Origin of the sequence: Novosphingobium sp., from assembly GCF_027489515.1 — a bacterium.
GTDB lineage: Bacteria > Pseudomonadota > Alphaproteobacteria > Sphingomonadales > Sphingomonadaceae > Novosphingobium.
In genome coordinates this window covers 34,223-52,717 of the sequence record NZ_JAIXZS010000110.1, presented here as the reverse complement: position 1 = coordinate 52,717, position 18,495 = coordinate 34,223, and the positions used below count along the sequence as shown (strand labels likewise).

Below are 18,495 nucleotides of genomic sequence, written 5' to 3'. Positions count from 1 at the left end.
CATCTTTTCATCATTCCCGGAGCATTGGGTCTATCCGAACCAGGATGACGAAGAGCGTGTGTTGATTGCGTTCGATGACTGGGTCGAACCGAGGGTTCCGATCAAGGATCGCGCCCCCGTGCGGAAAGACTTCGACCTGTAGCGAACGCCTTGTCCATCACGCCAGTGGAAGGGATGCAGGCTACGCCATTGCCTGTCCTTTTACGCCAACCTTCTCCCGCCGCATATAGCTGTTGAAGCCCACGCTTTTCTGCGTCTCTTACTCATCCCCATCGCGCCGAGCGGTTTGTCGCCGGCGCTCTCGAACGGGGACATATCCATGGGCGCAGCCAGCCAGAGATCGGAAGTCCATGCACGCGGGGCGCGCATGCTGCGCACCGCGATGGGCGCGTCGATCGCGGCCTGGCTCGCCGATCCCGCCGTCACCGAAGTCATGCTCAATCCGGATGGACGCCTGTGGATCGATCGTCTGGGTGAAGGGATCAGCGACAGCGGGGAGCAGCTCTCGCCCGCCGATGGCGAGCGTATCATCCGCCTCGTCGCCCACCATGTCGGGGCCGAAGTTCATGGCGGCGCTCCGCGCGTCTCGGCCGAACTGCCGGAAACCGGAGAGCGGTTCGAAGGGCTGCTGCCGCCGGTCGTAAGCGCACCGGCCTTTGCCATCCGCAAACCCGCTGTCGCCGTCTTCACGCTTGATGATTATGTCGCGGCGGACATCATGTCCCGGGCCGAAGCTGAAGTGCTGCGTCGGGGCGTGGCCGACCGGCTCAACATCCTCGTTGCCGGCGGCACCGGGACCGGCAAGACCACGCTCACCAATGCGCTTCTGGCCGAAGTCGCCAAGACCTCTGATCGCGTGGTGCTCATCGAGGACACCCGCGAACTGCAATGCGCCGCGCCCAACCTCGTCGCCATGCGCACCAGGGACGGTGTCGCGTCGCTTTCCGATCTTGTCCGCTCCTCGCTGCGCCTGCGGCCCGATCGCATTCCGATCGGCGAGGTGCGCGGCGCCGAAGCGCTCGATCTCCTCAAGGCCTGGGGCACCGGCCACCCGGGTGGCGTGGGCACGATCCACGCCAATACGGCGATGGGTGCTCTGCGCCGCATGGAACAGCTCATCCAGGAAGCCGTGGTCACGGTGCCCAGGGCCCTGCTCGCGGAAACCATCGACCTTGTCGCCGTGCTGGTCCGGCACGGCACCGGGCGCCGCCTCGCCCAGCTCATGCGCGTCGAAGGGCTCGATCCCGTCCTCGGCGACTACCGCCTCATGCCTGCAACCCCCGACATCGGAGAAGAACCATGATCGATCTGTCTCGCCGCGCTGTGCACCGTCTGCGCGTTGCGCCTCTTGCCCTCTGCGTTGGCCTCATCGCGCTGCAGAGCCCGGCCTATGCCTCGGGCTCCTCCATGCCGTGGGAAGTCCCCCTCCAGTCAATCCTCGAATCGATCGAGGGGCCGGTCGCCAAGATCGTCGCGGTGATCATCATCATTGCCACGGGCCTCGGCCTTGCCTTCGGCGATACGTCGGGCGGTTTCCGGCGGCTGATCCAGATCGTCTTCGGCCTGTCGATCGCCTTCGCGGCCTCCTCCTTCTTCCTTTCCTTCTTCTCATTCGGCGGCGGAGCGCTGGTCTGATGGAGGGCCGGGACGAGGAGGTGCCAGGCTACCTGGCGCCGGTCCACCGGGCGCTGTCCGAACCCATATTGCTGGGGGGCGCCCCGCGCAGCCTTGCCATCGTCAATGGGACGCTCGCCGGCGCGCTGGGCCTGGGCTTGCGGCTCTGGCTCGCAGGCCTCGCGCTCTGGGCCATCGGCCATGGTCTCTCGGTCTGGGCCGCACGCCGCGATCCCCAGTTCGTCGACGTCGCCCGCCGTCACCTCAAATATCCTGTCTGGATGCGGCCATGATCAACCTCTCCGAATATCGCTCCAAGGCGGCCCGTCTCGCCGATTTCCTGCCCTGGGTCGCGCTGGTGGCAAAGGGCGTCGTGCTCAACAAGGACGGCGCGTTCCAGCGGTCGCTGCGCTTCCGCGGCCCCGATCTCGACAGCGCGACACCTGCCGAACTGGTGGCCGTGACCGCACGGCTCAACAATGCGCTGCGCCGGCTGGGCTCGGGCTGGGCCGTGTTCGTCGAAGCCCAGCGCTGCCCGGCGCAGGACTATCCCGACAGTGACTTTCCCGATCCGGTCTCCGCGCTGGTTGATCGCGAACGCTATGAACAGTTCCGCGAGGAAGGCGCACATTTCGAGAGCTTCTATTATCTGACGCTCCTGTGGATGCCGCCGGCCGAGGACGCCGCGCGCGCCGAAAGCTGGCTTTATGAAGGGCGGTCCGGCTCCGGTGTCGATCCGCATGAGCTTTTGAAAAGCTTCATCGACCGAACCGATCGCGTCCTGCATCTGGTCGAAGGCTTCATGCCGGAGGTCACCTGGCTCGATGACGGGCAGACGCTGACCTATCTCCATTCATGCGTGTCGACGAAGCGGCAACGGGTGCGCGTGCCCGAGACACCCGCCTATCTCGACGCACTGCTGACCGATGAAGGCCTGACCGGCGGTCTCGAACCCAGGCTGGGCGAGCACCATCTGCGCACCCTCACCATCACCGGTTTTCCGACCGCGACCTTTCCGGGGCTGCTCGACGAACTCAACCGGCAGGCCTTCGCCTATCGCTGGTCGACCCGCGCGATCATGCTCGACAAGACCGACGCGACGAAGCTGCTCACCAGGATCCGGCGGCAATGGTTTGCCAAGCGCAAGTCGGTCGCCGCGATCCTCAAGGAGGTGATGACCAACGAGCAGTCGGTCCTCATGGATTCCGACGCCTCGAACAAGGCGGCCGATGCCGACCTTGCCCTGCAGGAACTGGGCGCCGATCATGCCGGCATCGCCTATGTCACCGCCACGGTGACGGTCTGGGACCGCGATTCCGCTCTGGCGTCGGAAAAGCTGCGGCTGGTCGAGAAGATCATCCAGAGCCGCGACTTCACCTGCACCGTCGAGGGGATGAACGCGATCGAGGCCTGGCTCGGGTCACTGCCCGGCCACGTCTACGCCAATGTCCGCCAGCCCCCCATTTCCACGCTCAACCTCGCCCACCTGATCCCCCTGTCAGCGGTGTGGGCGGGACCGGAACGGGACGAGCACTTCGGCGCTCCCCCTCTGCTCTACGGCAAGACCGAAGGGTCGACCCCGTTCCGGCTTTCCCTTCACGTCGGCGATGTCGGTCATACGCTGATCGTCGGGCCGACCGGTGCGGGCAAGTCCGTGCTGCTGGCGCTCATGGCGATGCAGTTTCGCCGCTATGAGGACAACCAGATCTTCGCCTTCGACTTCGGCGGTTCGATCCGCGCAGCCGCGATCGGAATGGGCGGGGACTGGCAGGATCTGGGCGGCGCGCTCAGCGGCGATGATGTCGGAGACGGCGTCACCTTGCAGCCGCTTGCGCGGATCGACGAACCGGGCGAGCGCGCCTGGGCCGCCGAATGGCTGGCCGCGATCCTGGCAGGTGAAGGGGTGAGCATCGATCCCGCTGCCAAGGAGCACCTGTGGGCCGCGCTCACCTCGCTCGCCTCCGCGCCCATCGGCGAACGCACGCTCACCGGCCTGGCCGTTCTTCTCCAGGCTCAAGAACTGAAACAGGCGCTTGCGCCCTATTGCGTCGGCGGTCCGTGGGGACGGCTGCTCGACGCGGAGACCGAGCATCTGGGGGAAGCGTCAGTCCAGGCCTTCGAGACCGAAGGGCTGGTCGGCGCGGCCTCGGCTGCCGCCGTGCTCGCCTATCTTTTCCACCGCATTGAAGGCCGGCTCGACGGGCGTCCCACGCTCATCATCATCGACGAAGGCTGGCTGGTGCTCGACAGTCCGGCTTTCGCGGCGCAGCTGCGCGAATGGCTCAAGACGCTGCGCAAGAAGAATGCGAGCGTCATCTTCGCGACCCAGAGCCTCGCCGACATCGAAACATCGAGCATTGCCCCGGCGATCATCGAAAGCTGCCCGACCCGTATCTTCCTGCCCAATGAGCGCGCGGCCGAACCGCAGATTCGCCGCATCTATGAACGCTTCGGGCTCAACGCACGGCAAGTCGACATCCTGTCCCGCGCCACTCCCAAGCGCGACTATTATTGCCAGTCGCGCCGGGGCAATCGGCTGTTCGATCTGGGGCTGGGCGAAGTGGCGCTCGCCTTCGCGGCGGCCTCCGCCAAGACCGATCAGCGCATGATCGACGATGTGGTCGCCCGCCATGGCCGCCACGGCTTTGCGGCGGCCTGGCTGCGCCACCGTGGCCTCCCCTGGGCTGCCGATCTGCTTTCCTTACCCGATCCGCTGATCCCGTCCGGTTCGGACGACGATCCCTTGCTGCCGCTCGATCCCGAGGAGTCTGTATCATGAAACAGTGTTCGCTTCGCCGCGCCTTGCTGGCTGGTGTCATCATCTTGTCGGTGGCCGCGGGACCGGTGCTGACCACGCCGGCGCAGGCGCAGTTCGGTGGGATCGTCTATGATCCCAGCAACTATGCGCAGAATGTGCTGACCGCTGCCCGCTCGCTCGAACAGATCAACAATCAGATCCGCCAGATCGAGAATCAGGCGACCAGCCTTATCAACGAAGCGAAGAATCTCACCAGCCTGCCGATCTCGACGCTCTCGACCCTGCAGGCCCAGGTCCAGCAAACACGCCAGCTCCTCGGCCAGGCCCAGCGCATTGCCTACAATGTGCAGGACATCCAGAGCGCTTTCACCTCCCGCTACAGCGGCGCGAACCTCTCCGCCTCGCAGGCGCAGATGGTCGCCAATGCCGAGGATCGCTGGAAAGACAGCGTCGGTGCCTTCCAGGATGCGCTACAGGTGCAGGCCGGTGTCGTCGGCAACATCGATGGGGCCAAGGTGAGCATCGACACGTTGGTCAGCGCCAGCCAGTCGGCGAGCGGCGCGCTGCAGGCCGCGCAGGCCGGCAACCAGCTGCTCGCGCTCCAGTCTCAGCAACTCGCCGACCTGACCGCGGCGGTCGCCGCGCAAGGCCGTGCGCAATCGCTTGAAGCCGCGCGCAACGCCGCCACCGAGGCGGAAGGGCGTGAGCGCTTCCGCCGTTTCCGGGGCAACTGACATGCGTCGGCCGGGCAAGCTCCTGCTCGCGGCGGCGCTCGGTATCGCCATGCTGGCCGTGACGGTCGGCATCGCGATGGTCCGGCCGGAAAGCGGTGGGCGGGGAAGCGGGGCTGCGGATGTGCGCGCGGCGGCCGGCGGCGCCCCCGGTCCGGCGAGCCGCAACCTCGCCCGCTGCCGCACGCTCACCATGCCCGATTCCGGCTGCGAAGCCGCCTGGGAAGCACGCCGCCGCCACTTCTTTGGAGAGGATCAGCGTCCATGAACGACACTGGCGTCATCGACAGCTTCCTGTCGGTCTTCACTCACTATATCGATTCCGGCTTCGGGCTGCTTGGCGGCGAGGTCGGCTTCCTCTCCTCGACCCTCATCGTCATCGATGTGACGATCGCCGCCCTGTTCTGGGCCTGGGGCGCGGACGAGGATGTGCTTCAGCGCCTGATCCGCAAGACGCTCTACATCGGCGTCTTCGCTTATATCATCGGCAATTTCTCGAACCTCGCCAACATCCTGTTCGAAAGCTTCGCCGGTCTGGGTTTAAAGGCCTCGGGCGGCGGCATGGCGCTCGCCGATTTCATGAAGCCCGGCACCGTCGCCGCCACCGGTCTCACCGCAGGCAAGCCGCTGCTCGATGCGACCGCCGACCTGCTGGGACCGGTCGGCCTCTTCACCAATTTCGTGCAGATCCTCGTCCTGCTGATCGCCTGGTTGATCGTGGTGCTGGCCTTCTTCGTCCTCGCCATCCAGGTCTTCATCACCATCGTCGAGTTCAAGCTGGTGACCCTTGCCGGCTTCGTGCTCCTGCCTTTCGCCTTCTTCGGCCGCACCGCCTTCATGGCCGAGAAGGTGCTGGGGCACATCATCTCCTCAGGGATCAAGCTCCTCGTCCTTGCCGTCATCACCGGTATCGGCACCACCTTGTTCAGCCAGTTTACCTCGGCCGGACTGGGCGCTGATCCCACGGTCGAACAGGTGATGGCGATCGCGCTCGCCGCCCTGACCCTGCTTGGCCTCGGCATTTTCGGGCCGGGCATCGCCAATGGCATCGTCGCCGGCGGACCCCAGCTTGGCGCCGGTGCGGCGGCGGGCACGGCGCTGGCCGCGGGTGCGACATTGGGCGGCGGTGTGGCCGGTGCCCGGCTCGCCGGGGGCGCGGCGATGGGCATGGCCGGCAGCGCCGCGACCGGCATGGCGCGGACCGCAGGCGCGGCATCGGGTGCCTACAGCGCCGGCGCGGCGGGACAGTCCGGGGCGGCAGCCGTCGGGGCAGGGCTCGCCAATGTCGGCAAGAGCGCTGGCGGCGCGGCGGTCTCGCCACTGCGCCGGGCGGCTCAATCGCTCAAGCAAAGCTATGCCGATGGCCAGAACGCGGCGGCAGGCACCGCAGCCAGTGCGGGCGCGCAGGCCTCTGCTGCCGCATCACCCGCCACCGGCTCGGCGGCGACCGGACAGCCCGCCTGGGCCGTAGCCATGAAGCGCCGGCAAGCGATCACCCAGGGCGCCAATATGGCCGCTCATACCCTGAAGGGCGGCGACAGCCATGGCGGCGGCGCCGGTCCCGACCTCTCGCAGAAGGACTGACACCCAATGTTCAAGCGACCATCGATCCGCTACGGGCAATCGCCCGAACCCATCACCCCCTATCAGCGAGCAGCCCAGGTCTGGGACGACCGCATCGGCTCCGCGCGTGTCCAGGCCAGGAACTGGAGGCTCGCCTTTTTCGGCTGCCTCGCGCTCTCGGGAGGCCTTGCCGGTGGCCTCGTCTGGCAGTCGGCACGGGGCACCATCACCCCCTGGGTGGTCGAGGTCGACAAGCTGGGTGAAGCGCGCGGCGTCGCGCCCGCCGACGCCGATTACCGTCCCACCGATCCGCAGATTGCGTTCCATCTTGCCCGTTTCATCGAGAATGTCCGCTCCATTCCCGCCGACGGGATCGTGCTGCGGCAGAACTGGCTACGTGCCTATGACTTCGCGACCGACAAGGGCGCGCTGTTCCTCAACGATTATGCCCGCGCCAACGATCCATTCGCACAGCTCGGCAAGGTGCAGGTCGCGGTCGATGTGTCGAGCGTGATCCGCGCCTCGAATGACAGCTTCCGCGTGGCCTGGACCGAGCGCCGCTATGTCGATGGCGCCCTTTCCGAAACCGCGCGCTGGTCGGCGATCCTGACCATCGCCGTCCAGACCCCGCGCGATCCCCAAGCTCTCCAGAAGAACCCGCTCGGGGTCTTTGTCGCCAATCTCAACTGGTCGAAGGAACTCAACCCATGATCTGCCTGTCTCCCGCGAGGGCGCGCCCCGGTGCGCTGTTCTGCCTGTTCGCTTCCGTCTCGCTGCTGCCGATCGGCGGCATTGCCGAGGCACGGAGCCGCAAGGCGACGCCTGCGCCGATGGTCGCGGCAACTCCAGCGGCCGAACCGCGCCTTCCGGTCCGAATCGTCAGCGTGCCGACGCCGCTCCCGCTTCCCGGCCAGCTGAAACCCGCCGAAGCCCCGGCGGGCGCCCGAGAACCGGCGGATCCACAGCGCCGCGTCACCGCCGCCAACGCCGCGGCCCGCGTGCAGCCGAGCAAGGGCGGCTATTTCAACGCCATCCAGCAATATCCCTATGCCGATGGCGCGCTCTATCAGGTCTATACCGCCCCCGGCCAGGTCACCGACATCGCGCTCGAGGAAGGCGAAGAACTGGTCGGCTCCGGGCCGGTCGCGGCCGGGGACACCGTGCGCTGGATCATCGGCGATACGGTGAGCGGCGCCGGCGCCGCGAAGCGCGTGCATATCCTGGTCAAGCCCACACGGGCCGAAATCGGCACCAACCTCATCATCAACACCGACCGGCGCACCTATCATCTCGAACTGCGCGCGACGGGTTCGACCTATATGGCCTCGGTCTCCTGGACTTATCCCGCCGACCAGCTCATCGCGCTGCGCCTCGCCAATGCCGAGCGCGAACGCAGCGCGCCGGCAGCCACCGGCGTCGATGTGGAAGGTTTGAACTTCCGCTATCGGCTGTCCGGCGACAAGGTGGCCTGGCGTCCGGAGCGGGTCTTCGACGATGGCCGTCAGGTGATGATCGAGTTTCCAGACGGGATCGCCACCGGCGAGATGCCGCCGCTCTTCGTTCGCGGTGCCGATGGCAAGGCGGAACTGGTCAACTATCGCGTCTCGGGCCGCTACATGATTGTCGACCGGCTGTTCGATGTGGCCGAGTTGCGGCTCGCCACCCACAAGGCCGAGCAGCGGGTCACGATCGAGCGCCAGGCCGACAAGTCGCGGAGGGCGTCATGAACGGGCCGGAACGGGAAGAAGACCAGGCTGAGGTGGCTCCGGTGGCTGCTGTCGCACCGTCTTCCAGCGCTGCTCCGGGACAGTCGGAGGTAGCGGGCAATCCGGCGGCCTTCCGCCTGGGCGGCCCACCGCCGCGCGTCACGCGGCTGTCGCGCAAGGCACTTGCCGTGTTGGGCATGGTCGCAGGCCTCGGCATCGGCGGGTCGCTGCTCTACGCCCTCCGGCCGGTCCAGCATGGCGCGCCCGTCAATCTCGTCGATACCAGCAGCCATAACAAAGCCGATATCGTGACGGCGGCGCCGGCGAGCTATGACAAGGTGCCGAAATTGGGGCAGCCGATGCCGGGCGATCTGGGGCGGCCAATCCTGTCAGCGCAGCAGAATGGGCAGAGCGTGCCGGTGCCGCCGATGGGACCGGCAGCGGGACAGCCCGATCCGCGTCTCGCCGCCGCGGAGCAGGCCCGTCAGCGCGTGATGCAGGAGCGGGAATCAGCAAGAGCCAGCAAGCTGTTCCTTGGCGCTGAAGGCGCGCGCTCTGCTTCTGCCGCGAACGCCGGCGATGGCGCGCAGACGGCCCGCACGGTCTCAGCGGGCGATGGTGCTGGCGCGGCGCCAGCTGCCCAGCCCACCGGCCAGGCCGCGAAACGCGCTTTCCTTGCAAATGGAGGGAATCGCGCCGTCGTCAGCAATGAGCGGATCATGGCGCCAGCCTCGGCCAATATGGTGCAGGCGGGCAGCGTCATTCCGGCAGCGCTCATCACCGGCATCCGTTCGGACCTGCCGGGCCAGATCACCGCCCAGGTGACACAGAATGTCTATGACAGCGCGACGGGCCGCATCCTGCTGATCCCGCAAGGGGCGCGGCTGATCGGCGAATATGACAGCGAGGTTTCGGCCGGGCAGAACCGGGTGCTGCTGGCCTGGGATCGCCTTATCCTTCCCGGCGGCCGCTCGATCTTGCTCGACCGCCAGCCCGGCGCCGATGCTTCCGGCATGTCGGGGGCGCAGGACAAGGTGAACTATCACTGGGGCAATATGCTCAAGGCCGCGATGGTCTCGACCCTGCTCGGCGCCGGTACGCAACTCGTGGCTCAGGGCGACGATGACCTGACCCGGGCGCTGCGATACGGCATGCAGGACACGGTCAACCAGACCGGGCGGCAGGTCGTGCAGCGTGAAATCAACGTGCCGCCGACACTCGCCGTCCGGCCGGGCTTTGCCATCCGGGTCATGATCACACGCGATCTCGTCCTCGAGCCAGCTCAAGGGGCGCAGCCATGAGCCGGTTGCGTCTTGGGCCGATCGTCGAGGAAAAGCCCGTCAAGCTGGCGGTCGAACTGCCGGGCAGTCTGTTCCGGCAGCTTGGCGACTATGCGCGTGCCCATGCCGCAGAGAACGGGCTGTCCGAACCGTTGCCGGTCGAACGGCTGATCGCGCCGATGGTCGAGCGGTTCATTATGAGTGATCGGGGGTTCGTGCGGCGGCGGCGATCCGGCAGCCCATGAACTGCAGGGGGACTCATAGCTGCGATGGTCAGGAAAATACCTCCCTCGCATCAGGAAAGAGTGACGCCACTGCGATGAAATCCTAAGGTGATCCGGCGAGGTCCACTTCAGAATATGGGGCAGATCTGATGAGGAGGGAAGGATCAGATGCCGGAACGCCGCATGCGGCTTATGTCAGCCCTCGCGCTGGAAATTGCCGCATTGAAGAAGATGGGAACCAACGGCGATCCGACGTTCGAGACCTTGGTCCGCAATGTCGGTGTGTGCTTTGACGAAGCACTGGACCAACTGTCGCAATCCGAGAGCCTCATGGCCGGAGATCACCCGTCCTGGACCAGATGGCGAAGCCCCTTGTCGCCGTCCAATCCGTGACGACTTTCTTGGGATGGGCAGAGGTGGACAGGTCTGTGTCGGGCGAAGCCTCAGTTTACCGCCTTTTCGGAGGCCGGGCCGGTCTGGACAATATCCAGCAGTAGTGTTGCCCACATCGCCAGGAACCGGCTGTGATCGGCTTTCTGTGCTTCCGCGCCGAGCGCAAGTTCGCTCAGGCACGCCGAAAACTTTTCGATCGGCAACACGCCCGCAGAATCGAGCGTCTGTCCGAGTTCGCGCAAGGCCAAGCCAAGCGCCAGGGCCATCTGGAACAGTTCTTCGTCGACGTCCCTGCCATGGGCCATGTTTATGGCAGGTCCAGAAATCGGTCGGGGTCCACAGGGCGATGGCGAGGTGTGACGAAGGTTATATATGAGCCGTCGCGTTCATGGACGGTGAGCTTGATCAGCGCCCGATCCGGGCGGCCATGCGCTGCAATCTGGCTGGTGTGATAGAAGCCGTTCAGCACAGACTTGATCTGAAAGGCCGAGAGATCGTCTTCCAGTTCGACCGCGAGCGCCAAAACCTCGCGCGAAAGAGCGTTTGCGTGCTGAAGCTATCCATATTTTTCGTCACTATAGTCCAGCATCCGATGTAGATTCCCTTGCTTCGCGCACGAAACAATCGATCTTTTTTCTTCAGGTTACAAGCACAAGAACAGACGATCCATCCAATATAGACCAACGAGACGCTCCGGCTTTGCGCTTATGCCTGTCGCCTCCAAGCCGGGCGATCATTGACGGGATGATCGGCTATCAATCCTCCGCAAGCCGCCCGGACGCCCACAACTCGGGCGTCCTTTCCAGATAGAAAGCATCGCTGTCATAGGATTGCTCGAGCCTATGCAGTGCGGCGCCTGCCAACCAGCCCTCCCATTGCGAGGGCGGCAACACAATCGGCATCGTCCGGCTGACCGGATCAGCGTACGGGTTGGCTGCGGTGAGCATGCCGGCAAAGCCGCCTGAGGCCGGATCGGGCAGGCACAGACCTGCCCAGGCGCAGATCGGCTCGTCCCAAAGTCCGAACCAACTGCGCGTGCGATGGCCTTTCTCGCCTGTCGCATAGCCGAAATCCTCGACGACGATCAGGCAGCGCTCCAGCAGATCCAGCCCCAGCGGGACGCGGTTGTCGCCGGCGATCTCACGCGCAAACAGCGTCGTTCGCGGCCGATCGCCGCGCGCTTCGCTGATCGGACCTCGCGGTAAACCCCAGAACAGCGCACACAGATGCCGTCCGTGCGCGCGCCTTGTTACGATGATCGCTTTCTCACCCGGCCAGATGGTCGGGAACCAGGTGAGGCCCGGATCAGCTGTAGCGTCGAACAGGAAGGCCATTTCAGAGACGGCCGCGCGGCAACGAAGAAGACTGGTCATGGCCCGACACTGGGCCCGTCCGGTGAAAATCCGGTTAGACGCAGAAGATGCGATCGGCAGCGACGGCAATCGCTGCTACCAAAGCCCGGATGGGGCAGGTCGAACGCGCCGGACGCGAGAAGCCGCTCGACAAGTGCGCATTCGAAGGCGCCGGGGCTGATCAGCGCCGAGATACTGGCCGCGCCAACGGTCAGATGGTCGATATGCCAGCGCAGGCGCTTCGTGCTGGCCAGATGCCGCCCCACCCGGGCTTTGAGGCCACCGGGGCCATAAGCACTGCCGGCATAGGCATAGAGACCCGGTTCGATATGCCAGTCCGCATTGCGCCTGGACAGATCGAGGGGCTGATCGAGCCTGAGCAGAAGGAGACAGGCGCCCCTGTCCTTCGGAATGTCGGCAGGATCTGAGCCGACTCGGACGACGTCAGGCCCCAGCAGTCCAATGATCCTCGCCATGAGTGCCGGGTCTTCGCCGTCCATCGTCCTACGCCATTGCCTGTCTTTCCACGCCGATCTTTTACGCCCGCAACGCGCTGTTGCCTCCGCTCATTTCATGGCTCTCTTGATGGCCCCCGAAGCTGCGGCACGGTGCCGTGGTCCCTCGGGGGATGACGCTCATGACCTATCCGGCAACAGGTGGAAGGACCGCACTGGCGTTCCTTTCCGCGCTTGTTCTCGCCTCGCCGGCGCTCGCCAACAATTATGGTGAAAGCGCCGCCTGGCAGTTCCGCACCTCGGCAGACCGCGCCAATCAGGCCGCGATCCTCGACATCATCGAGAAGCGGAGGGCGGGCGGCTATGCGAGCCCGACTTATACGACGACGATCGAGCGCCAATATAATTGTGGCGTCACCGCGACCGCGACCGGCAATGTGGGAACCCAGACCGCGCTGACCCATTCGCCGACCACGACGGGTGCGACCTCCGATGCGCAGGGCAACGCCGGTTCCAGCACCATTGAGGGCGGCGGCAACGCGGGTACTGACCAGAGCAACAGCGGCACGGTATCCGCATCCGTCTCGGGCGGGACCAGCGTCTCCGTTGACGGCGCCGCCTGGCAGGCCCTCAACTCCACCCAGACCAACAGCGGCGCTCAGAGCGCCAGCGTGACCGGTTCCACCGGCTGCGCTTTCGGAGCGCTCAACTGATGGCCGCGCAGGCGGCGGGCCGCTGGGGAATGGCCGGAAAGAGAATGGGGCTGCGGGGCGCCGGATCGGGGTGCGGGGCCTTGCGGTCGGCGGCACTGCCGCTCCTGGCCCTCGCTCTGCCCGGTTGCGCCAGCTTCACCCAGCAGCGGATCGGGATCGGCGAAGAACCGATCGTCGTCGGGCCGCCGGTGCGCGACAATCGCACGCCGATGGACGCGGCGCTTGCCTGCTATGCGGGTTGGCTCGGATCGCGTGGAAACAAGCCGCTGGTCATCGCGGTCGGCGACGTGCGCGACTATACCGGCAAATATTCGGTCAACGAAGGCAATGCCATCACGCAGGGCGGCGCGCTTATGGTGGCCTCTGCGCTTGGCAAGCTGCGCGGGTCAGTGCGCATTGCCGAGCGCTTCGATCCGGTCATCGCAGAACGCGAGCTTGCCTATGCCGATCGTCGCCAACTGGGGGATGGCAAGGTCCACGACCTCGCCGGCCCCTCGGGCAAGCAGGTCGTCCCCTGGGTACCCTATTTCGGCGGCAGCATCGCTGCGTCCGACTATTACATCGTCGGCGGCATCACCGAACTCAACTACGACATCCGTTCTGGCGGGATCGAGACCGGCGTCAATGCGGTCGGTCCCAAAGCGCGCACCTATACCCAGAGCGTCGCACTCGACCTGCGTATCGTAGACACCCGCTCGCTGCTGGTGGTTCGTACAGTGAGCCTGACCAAGCAGTTCACTGGTTATGAGACAGGCTTCGGGATCTTCCGCTTCTTCGGCTCCGACCTCTTCGACATCAATATCGGCGCCAAGGGCCAGGAGCCGCTTCAGCTCGGTATTCGCACAGCCCTGGAGGAAGCGACGATGCGGCTCGTCGCGGCCGTTTCCCGTGTTGATCCAGAACCCTGCATGCGCCAGGCCAACTGGGCGGTGAGCGTGCCGCCAGTGGCGCCCGTCAGCGGTTCGCCGACACTGCGGCAGCGGCTGGGTGCCGATGGTCCGCCGCTTAACGGCCCTGCCAGCACAGGCACGGACAGTGCCGAAGCCGATGTCGCCATCCTCTTCGAAACCGGCATGGACGGTCTCCAGGGCGGGGCCGAAGCGGCGATCGACCGGATCGTGGCCAGCGCCAAGAAAGGTGACGTTTTCGTTACGCTGCTGACCCGCGACAGCGAGACGCTCGATCCTAAGGCGCGGGCCGCGCTGACCGATCGCAGGATTGCGGCACTAACCGCCGCACTTGCCAGACAGGGTATCGCGGCTGGCGTGATCTCGCCGGTCTGGCGGCCCGATCCCAACGATCCGGCCATCCAGCGCGCTGGCGCTGGCCTGCAGCGGCTCGCCCGCCTGCGCATCGGCTGATCGGCGTCATCCCCTCGCAGCGAAGGAGGCGCCCACGCGACACCCGAATGCCCGGTTTTTCGTACCTCTTCAAAGAAGGATTTTCTCCATGAAACAGACAGCCTACTCCCGTTCGTCCGGTCGCTATCGCCTGCTGATGGGCGGCGCGGTCCTCGCCCTTGCCGGTTCGCTGGCCGCGCCCGCCTTCGCTACTCCCGATCCCACGCCCGGAATCGATGCGACCGGCGCGCAGGTCATTGCGACCGATCAGAACAAAGCCTGGTCGCCGGTCAGCGCGAGCACCGCCAATCCCCGGATCGAAGTGACCGGCGCGGTCGATGGATCGAGCGTCGCCATCACCGGCAACGCCGTCAGCACCACCGCCAGGGCCAATAGCGCGAGCGCCGCCCTGACGCCGGACGCGCGCGATCTCGAGGCCGCGACCGGCGGCACCGCGATCGCGACCGGGACGAATGGCACTGATGGGCAATCGCCGGCTCTCATCGCCACCCGCCAGGCGACCGACGGCGCTGCGGTTTCCGCCACGACCTCCAATTCGCGCATTCGCGGGCGGCTCGGAGATCTTGTGGACAGCAGCGCGACCGTCAGCGCCAATACGCAGGAAGCCGTGGCGCTGGCCAATGACGCCAGCGATTCGCTGTCCCTGACCGGCGTTGCGGTCGGCACCGGCGCAGGCGTGGTCAGCGATCAGTCGGTCGGTGGCGATGCCGCCGTGTCGGCGCGCTTCAGCGGTTCGGCGACGCTCAAGGTGGCCGATGCGCCGCGCAGCGATCTCGCTGTGAGCGACAACCTCCAGCGCGCCATCACTTATGGTAGCAGCGCCACCAATGCGCTTGGCGTCGATGCTGTCCAACTCGATGCCGCTGCCAGCTATGGCGTTCCCTCTGTCGTCGGGGCGAATGCCAGCGACCCTTCGGTCAGTGCCGCCTATGCGGTCGTTGCGGATCAGCGTCTCGCCAGCAGCGTGACCGCCGGTGCAAAGGGCGGGTTCGCGGTGAAGGTCGCTGATACGGCCTTTGCCTCGCATGTCACCGATGACGGCAACAGCCTGGTCGCGGCAGGCTATGGCAACCAGTCCGCCAACAGCCTCGATCTCTCGGCCAACGCGGTTGCCAACGATGCCTGGGATGGCGGCGCCGTCGCCAACATCAGCAATGTGCAGTCGGCCGCCGCCGTGCCCATCAAGGCTGCCAGCAGCGGCGGCGCGCGGATCGCCATAGCCGGCGACGCAGTCGAGGCGAACCTTGCCGCCAGGAACAATGCGGTGCTCGCCGCGGCCACTGCCAACCGTGCCGACGGCAATCTCCTGTCGGTGAGCGCCAATACGGCGGATGCCGGTGAAGGCTTTGGCGGTGAGGGCGGCCTTCCTCCTCCAGTCGGCACCGCGCTGGTCGATGGCGACGATGTGATGACCGTGACTGCGCCATTCAGCGTCCAGAACGGCCAGATCAACCAGGCGCGGGTGACCGCAAAGGCGAAAGATGCCGTGACCGTGATCGCCGTCGATACCGGCATCATTCGTTCGGATGCGACGATCAGCGGGAATAGCGCCGCAGCCCAGGCCAGCGGCAATGTGGCGACGAACGGGTTGACGCTCGATGCCAACAGCCTGTCAACTGCCGCCGATCTCAATAGCCTGCAACTGGGCAAGGGTGTTGTCACAGCTGCCGTCGGAACTGCGAGCGAGCGGGCCGGCGCGAGCCTTTCCGGTGCCGGCGATGTGGTTGATTCCAGCCTGACCGTTTCGGGCAACAGCCTCGAAGCCAGCGCAGCCGAGAACCAGGTCACCAACGCGATGGCGATCGCCGCCAACAGCCTGACCAATGCCAGTGGGCATGTGAATGCGCAAAGCGGCATGCTTGACTACGGCGTCGGAGCCGCCGCGGATTATGCTCTGGCCAACGCCCAGGAGATCAAGGGCGGCTATCAGCTCCCCGTCGCGGTCAAGGCTTCTGCCTATGGGGCGTTCGATGCCGCCACCGGGGATGGCGCGGTGCGATCCACGCTTGACATCACCGGCAACAGCCAGACCGCTTCCGCGCTGGGCAATGGTGCTGACAACAGCCTTACCATCGCCGCGACCGCGCTGGGTGCCGAGGACTCTGTGGCGCCTGGTTCGGCCCTGTCTTCGACACAGGCGGCTTACACCAGCGTCGATGCGGTCTCGGACATGCAGCTGGGCGTGACCACCGCAGCGGTCGATTCCAACCTGCTTCTCTCCGACAACAGCAATATCGCGCAGGCGAGGATGAACGATGCAAGCAACAGTCTCGCCGTCGACGCGGTCAGCGTTGGCTCGTTGAGCGGCGAACCGGCCACGGCCCAGGCGGACATCGGCTATAGCTCGCGGGTTGTGGGCGATCATGTCCTCGCCAGCAATCAGGTCGCCGATGGCAGCGTCAGCGCAACGGCGGTGACGACCGGTCTTTCCGTGGATCCGGCCGTATCGTTCGTTCGCTCCAGCTTCGAGGCGAGCGACAATCAGACGCTGGCCCAGGCCGTCGCCAACTCGGCGAGCAACAGCCTGACACTGACCTCGGCGGTGCAGGGCGACGCCAGTGTGGGTCTCTTCAACCAGCAGTCCAATTATGCCTCGGTGGCCTCGCAGGCGACCAGCGCCTATGGCATCGGTGCGCATGCCTCGTCCGACGCATCCAGCCTCGTCGATGGCAACAGCACCTCGGCCGTTGCCCGGGGCAATATAGCGGCGAATACGCTGGCCGTGAGCGGCGCGGCCGAGGACGACTGCACGCCGGACCTCGCTTCCATCACCACCGGAGCGTTGAACAGTGCGACGGCGCCGGCGCTCCTGTCCAGTGTTCAGATGAATGCAGGGATCGTGTCCGCCTATGCAGCGAGCCCGACCGTGACGGTCACTTATGGTGGTGTCGGGGTCAGTGACAGCCGTCTTGGCGTGACCGACAATAGCGTCTCGGCCACGGCTTATGGCAACAGCGCGACCAACATGGTGACTTTGGCCTCGCTCGGCAGCCTGCCGGCGTCGGGCATCAGCAGCGTCCAGACCAATAGCGGCGCTGTCACGGCCCAGGTCTCCAACGCTGCCTATATGGTGTCGCCGACGAGCCTCGGGGCGAGCCGGATCGGCATCTCGGGTAACAGCATCAGCGCATCGGCGGTCGGGAACGCAGCCACGAACACGGTTATGGTCTCGCGCTGATCCGCGTGGCGGGCGGTGCCACAAGCCCCTGGGCCGCCCGCCGCATGCGGGAAAGGCCGTCACGCTTCCCCCGGCGTGGCGGCCTTTTGTCGTCGGGATTTATCATGTCTGGATGCAGGAAATCATGGCGGATTCAGGAAATCCGGCTATGCTTGGCGCACAAGGAAAGGCTTATACGGACCCATGGCGCGCGGTGAACTGATGAAGAAATTGCTGGCCAGCTACGGCAAGGACGAGGAGTTCCGCGCCGTGGCCGAGCAGATCATCAGTGAGGAAGAGAAGAAAAACAATCGTGTACTTGCGCGCTCTCTTCGCCGTTCCCTTGATGCGGCGCCATCTCGCCCGGCAAAGCCCAAGGCACTTGCGCCGCTCATTCCTTTCCCCGAAGCCGCCGGCGACTTCATCGAACTGGTCGAGCCAACCCACAACAAGCAGGATATCATCCTCTCGAGCGAGAATATCCGCATCTTCCTCGATCTGCTGCGGGAATTTCGGCGGGCCGACGATGTCCGCCGTCGCGGCCTGCCGGTCCGCTCCAAGTTGCTGTTCTGCGGCCCTCCGGGCTGCGGCAAGACGCTCTGCGCGGAGATCTTTGCCGCTGAGCTCGGCATGCCGCTCTACATCGTCAAGCTTGACCGCCTGATCTCCTCCTATTTGGGCGAAACCGCGACCAATGTCCGCAAGCTGTTCGAGTTCGCCCGCAAGCAGCCCACGGTCCTCTTCTTCGACGAATTTGATGCCCTGGCCCGCGCCCGCGAGGACGGGGGCGAGCACAATGAACTGCGGCGCGTCGTCAACAGCCTGCTGATCTTCATCGACCGTATCGAGCCCAAGGGCTTTCTGGTCGCTGCCACCAATCTCGATCAATCGCTGGATCCAGCCATCTGGCGACGCTTTGATGAGGTGATCTGGTTCGATCCTCCCGAGACCCGCATGATCGCGCGTTTCCTCACGATGAAGTTCAAGAATGTCGCGCTGGCTTTCGACCCGCAGGGGCATCTCGGAGAGCTATCGGGTTATTCCTATGCCGAGCTGGACCGCATCTGCGTCCAGGCGATCAAGGCCTCGGTGATCGACAAAAGAAAACAGGTCAGGGAGCAGGATTTCCTTCACGCGATTGCCGATGAACGTCGTCGTCGGCGCAGAGCCGACCGCATGACCGCCTGA

Annotated in this window: 20 protein-coding genes; 16 read left to right on the top strand and 4 right to left on the bottom strand. The window is 65.6% G+C overall.

The features are described from left to right. The first annotated feature begins 319 nt into the window (after positions 1-319). The 12 genes from trbB to Q0082_RS19240 all read left to right on the top strand — a co-directional run bounded on the left by trbB (position 320) and on the right by Q0082_RS19240 (position 10,269). Positions 320-1,303 carry a P-type conjugative transfer ATPase TrbB gene (gene trbB / locus Q0082_RS19295; RefSeq protein WP_298195226.1) on the top strand — a complete coding sequence of 328 codons (984 nt, stop codon included), beginning with the start codon at positions 320-322 and terminating at the stop codon, positions 1,301-1,303. Next, a complete protein-coding gene (locus Q0082_RS19290) occupies positions 1,300-1,635 on the top strand; it encodes a TrbC/VirB2 family protein (protein WP_298195225.1) in 336 nt (111 codons plus the stop codon). The genes trbB and Q0082_RS19290 overlap by 4 nt, the downstream gene beginning before the upstream one ends. Further along, entirely contained in the window at positions 1,635-1,907 is a 273-nt protein-coding gene (locus Q0082_RS19285; RefSeq protein ID WP_298195224.1) for a VirB3 family type IV secretion system protein, read from the top strand. Before Q0082_RS19290 ends, Q0082_RS19285 begins: the two co-directional genes overlap by 1 nt. Continuing rightward, positions 1,904-4,393, top strand: a complete 2,490-nt coding sequence (gene trbE / locus Q0082_RS19280; protein ID WP_298195223.1) for a conjugal transfer protein TrbE — start codon at positions 1,904-1,906, stop codon at positions 4,391-4,393. Before Q0082_RS19285 ends, trbE begins: the two co-directional genes overlap by 4 nt. Beyond that, positions 4,390-5,106 carry a P-type conjugative transfer protein TrbJ gene (trbJ, locus tag Q0082_RS19275; protein WP_298195222.1) on the top strand — a complete coding sequence of 239 codons (717 nt, stop codon included), beginning with the start codon at positions 4,390-4,392 and terminating at the stop codon, positions 5,104-5,106. The genes trbE and trbJ overlap by 4 nt, the downstream gene beginning before the upstream one ends. Beyond that, entirely contained in the window at positions 5,075-5,371 is a 297-nt protein-coding gene (trbK-alt, locus tag Q0082_RS19270; protein WP_298195221.1) for a putative entry exclusion protein TrbK-alt, read from the top strand. The genes trbJ and trbK-alt overlap by 32 nt, the downstream gene beginning before the upstream one ends. Then, positions 5,368-6,687: a P-type conjugative transfer protein TrbL gene (trbL, locus tag Q0082_RS19265; protein ID WP_298195220.1), complete on the top strand. Its 1,320-nt coding sequence runs from the start codon at positions 5,368-5,370 to the stop codon at positions 6,685-6,687. The genes trbK-alt and trbL overlap by 4 nt, the downstream gene beginning before the upstream one ends. A gap of 6 nt (positions 6,688-6,693) precedes the next feature. Beyond that, a complete protein-coding gene (gene trbF, locus Q0082_RS19260) occupies positions 6,694-7,377 on the top strand; it encodes a conjugal transfer protein TrbF (protein WP_298195219.1) in 684 nt (227 codons plus the stop codon). After that, positions 7,374-8,393 carry a P-type conjugative transfer protein TrbG gene (trbG, locus tag Q0082_RS19255; protein WP_298195218.1) on the top strand — a complete coding sequence of 340 codons (1,020 nt, stop codon included), beginning with the start codon at positions 7,374-7,376 and terminating at the stop codon, positions 8,391-8,393. The genes trbF and trbG overlap by 4 nt, the downstream gene beginning before the upstream one ends. Then, positions 8,390-9,673, top strand: coding sequence for a TrbI/VirB10 family protein (locus Q0082_RS19250; protein WP_298195217.1), 1,284 nt, complete (start codon positions 8,390-8,392; stop codon positions 9,671-9,673). Before trbG ends, Q0082_RS19250 begins: the two co-directional genes overlap by 4 nt. Beyond that, on the top strand, positions 9,670-9,897 hold the full coding sequence (locus tag Q0082_RS19245) for a DUF2274 domain-containing protein (protein ID WP_298195216.1): 228 nt from the start codon (positions 9,670-9,672) through the stop codon (positions 9,895-9,897). The genes Q0082_RS19250 and Q0082_RS19245 overlap by 4 nt, the downstream gene beginning before the upstream one ends. A gap of 147 nt (positions 9,898-10,044) precedes the next feature. Beyond that, a complete protein-coding gene (locus tag Q0082_RS19240; protein WP_298195215.1) occupies positions 10,045-10,269 on the top strand; it encodes a hypothetical protein in 225 nt (74 codons plus the stop codon). A 50-nt stretch (positions 10,270-10,319) separates the two neighbouring features. Here Q0082_RS19240 and Q0082_RS19235 read toward each other — a convergent pair whose 3' ends face one another. From Q0082_RS19235 to Q0082_RS19220, 4 genes are all read right to left on the bottom strand, one after another. Further along, the gene (locus Q0082_RS19235) at positions 10,320-10,574 is read right to left on the bottom strand and encodes a hypothetical protein (RefSeq protein ID WP_298195214.1); all 255 of its coding nucleotides are present in this window, start codon (positions 10,572-10,574) and stop codon (positions 10,320-10,322) included. Positions 10,575-10,576: 2 nt separating this feature from the next. Continuing rightward, entirely contained in the window at positions 10,577-10,792 is a 216-nt protein-coding gene (locus Q0082_RS19230; RefSeq protein WP_298195213.1) for a hypothetical protein, read from the bottom strand. A 232-nt stretch (positions 10,793-11,024) separates the two neighbouring features. After that, entirely contained in the window at positions 11,025-11,642 is a 618-nt protein-coding gene (locus Q0082_RS19225) for a hypothetical protein (RefSeq protein WP_298195212.1), read from the bottom strand. Then, complete coding sequence (locus Q0082_RS19220) at positions 11,639-12,121, bottom strand: GIY-YIG nuclease family protein (RefSeq protein ID WP_298195211.1); 483 nt, start codon at positions 12,119-12,121, stop codon at positions 11,639-11,641. Before Q0082_RS19220 ends, Q0082_RS19225 begins: the two co-directional genes overlap by 4 nt. Positions 12,122-12,258: 137 nt before the next feature. Here Q0082_RS19220 and Q0082_RS19215 point away from each other — a divergent pair, with 137 nt between their 5' ends. The 4 genes from Q0082_RS19215 to Q0082_RS19200 all read left to right on the top strand — a co-directional run bounded on the left by Q0082_RS19215 (position 12,259) and on the right by Q0082_RS19200 (position 18,495). Then, entirely contained in the window at positions 12,259-12,789 is a 531-nt protein-coding gene (locus tag Q0082_RS19215) for a hypothetical protein (protein ID WP_298195210.1), read from the top strand. Positions 12,790-12,833: 44 nt separating this feature from the next. Continuing rightward, positions 12,834-14,150 carry a CsgG/HfaB family protein gene (locus Q0082_RS19210; protein ID WP_298195209.1) on the top strand — a complete coding sequence of 439 codons (1,317 nt, stop codon included), beginning with the start codon at positions 12,834-12,836 and terminating at the stop codon, positions 14,148-14,150. A gap of 88 nt (positions 14,151-14,238) precedes the next feature. Further along, positions 14,239-17,328, top strand: a complete 3,090-nt coding sequence (locus tag Q0082_RS19205) for a hypothetical protein (RefSeq protein WP_298195208.1) — start codon at positions 14,239-14,241, stop codon at positions 17,326-17,328. 183 nt (positions 17,329-17,511) lie between these two features. After that, positions 17,512-18,495 carry an ATP-binding protein gene (locus Q0082_RS19200; RefSeq protein WP_298195207.1) on the top strand — a complete coding sequence of 328 codons (984 nt, stop codon included), beginning with the start codon at positions 17,512-17,514 and terminating at the stop codon, positions 18,493-18,495.

What these genes read in the sequence shown, in the direction of transcription:
- Q0082_RS19250 (WP_298195217.1), top strand. Translation starts at nt 8,390, where the DNA reads ATGAACGGGCCGGAACGGGAAGAAGACCAGGCTGAGGTGGCTCCGGTG.
- trbL (WP_298195220.1), top strand. Translation starts at nt 5,368, where the DNA reads ATGAACGACACTGGCGTCATCGACAGCTTCCTGTCGGTCTTCACTCAC.
- Q0082_RS19240 (WP_298195215.1), top strand. Translation starts at nt 10,045, where the DNA reads ATGCCGGAACGCCGCATGCGGCTTATGTCAGCCCTCGCGCTGGAAATT.
- Q0082_RS19210 (WP_298195209.1), top strand. Translation starts at nt 12,834, where the DNA reads ATGGGGCTGCGGGGCGCCGGATCGGGGTGCGGGGCCTTGCGGTCGGCG.
- trbJ (WP_298195222.1), top strand. Translation starts at nt 4,390, where the DNA reads ATGAAACAGTGTTCGCTTCGCCGCGCCTTGCTGGCTGGTGTCATCATC.
- trbE (WP_298195223.1), top strand. Translation starts at nt 1,904, where the DNA reads ATGATCAACCTCTCCGAATATCGCTCCAAGGCGGCCCGTCTCGCCGAT.
- Q0082_RS19245 (WP_298195216.1), top strand. Translation starts at nt 9,670, where the DNA reads ATGAGCCGGTTGCGTCTTGGGCCGATCGTCGAGGAAAAGCCCGTCAAG.
- Q0082_RS19290 (WP_298195225.1), top strand. Translation starts at nt 1,300, where the DNA reads ATGATCGATCTGTCTCGCCGCGCTGTGCACCGTCTGCGCGTTGCGCCT.
- Q0082_RS19205 (WP_298195208.1), top strand. Translation starts at nt 14,239, where the DNA reads ATGAAACAGACAGCCTACTCCCGTTCGTCCGGTCGCTATCGCCTGCTG.
- Q0082_RS19235 (WP_298195214.1), bottom strand. Translation starts at nt 10,574, where the DNA reads ATGGCCCATGGCAGGGACGTCGACGAAGAACTGTTCCAGATGGCCCTG.
- Q0082_RS19215 (WP_298195210.1), top strand. Translation starts at nt 12,259, where the DNA reads ATGACCTATCCGGCAACAGGTGGAAGGACCGCACTGGCGTTCCTTTCC.
- trbG (WP_298195218.1), top strand. Translation starts at nt 7,374, where the DNA reads ATGATCTGCCTGTCTCCCGCGAGGGCGCGCCCCGGTGCGCTGTTCTGC.
- Q0082_RS19220 (WP_298195211.1), bottom strand. Translation starts at nt 12,121, where the DNA reads ATGGACGGCGAAGACCCGGCACTCATGGCGAGGATCATTGGACTGCTG.
- Q0082_RS19200 (WP_298195207.1), top strand. Translation starts at nt 17,512, where the DNA reads ATGGCGCGCGGTGAACTGATGAAGAAATTGCTGGCCAGCTACGGCAAG.
- trbF (WP_298195219.1), top strand. Translation starts at nt 6,694, where the DNA reads ATGTTCAAGCGACCATCGATCCGCTACGGGCAATCGCCCGAACCCATC.
- trbB (WP_298195226.1), top strand. Translation starts at nt 320, where the DNA reads ATGGGCGCAGCCAGCCAGAGATCGGAAGTCCATGCACGCGGGGCGCGC.
- Q0082_RS19285 (WP_298195224.1), top strand. Translation starts at nt 1,635, where the DNA reads ATGGAGGGCCGGGACGAGGAGGTGCCAGGCTACCTGGCGCCGGTCCAC.
- Q0082_RS19225 (WP_298195212.1), bottom strand. Translation starts at nt 11,642, where the DNA reads ATGACCAGTCTTCTTCGTTGCCGCGCGGCCGTCTCTGAAATGGCCTTC.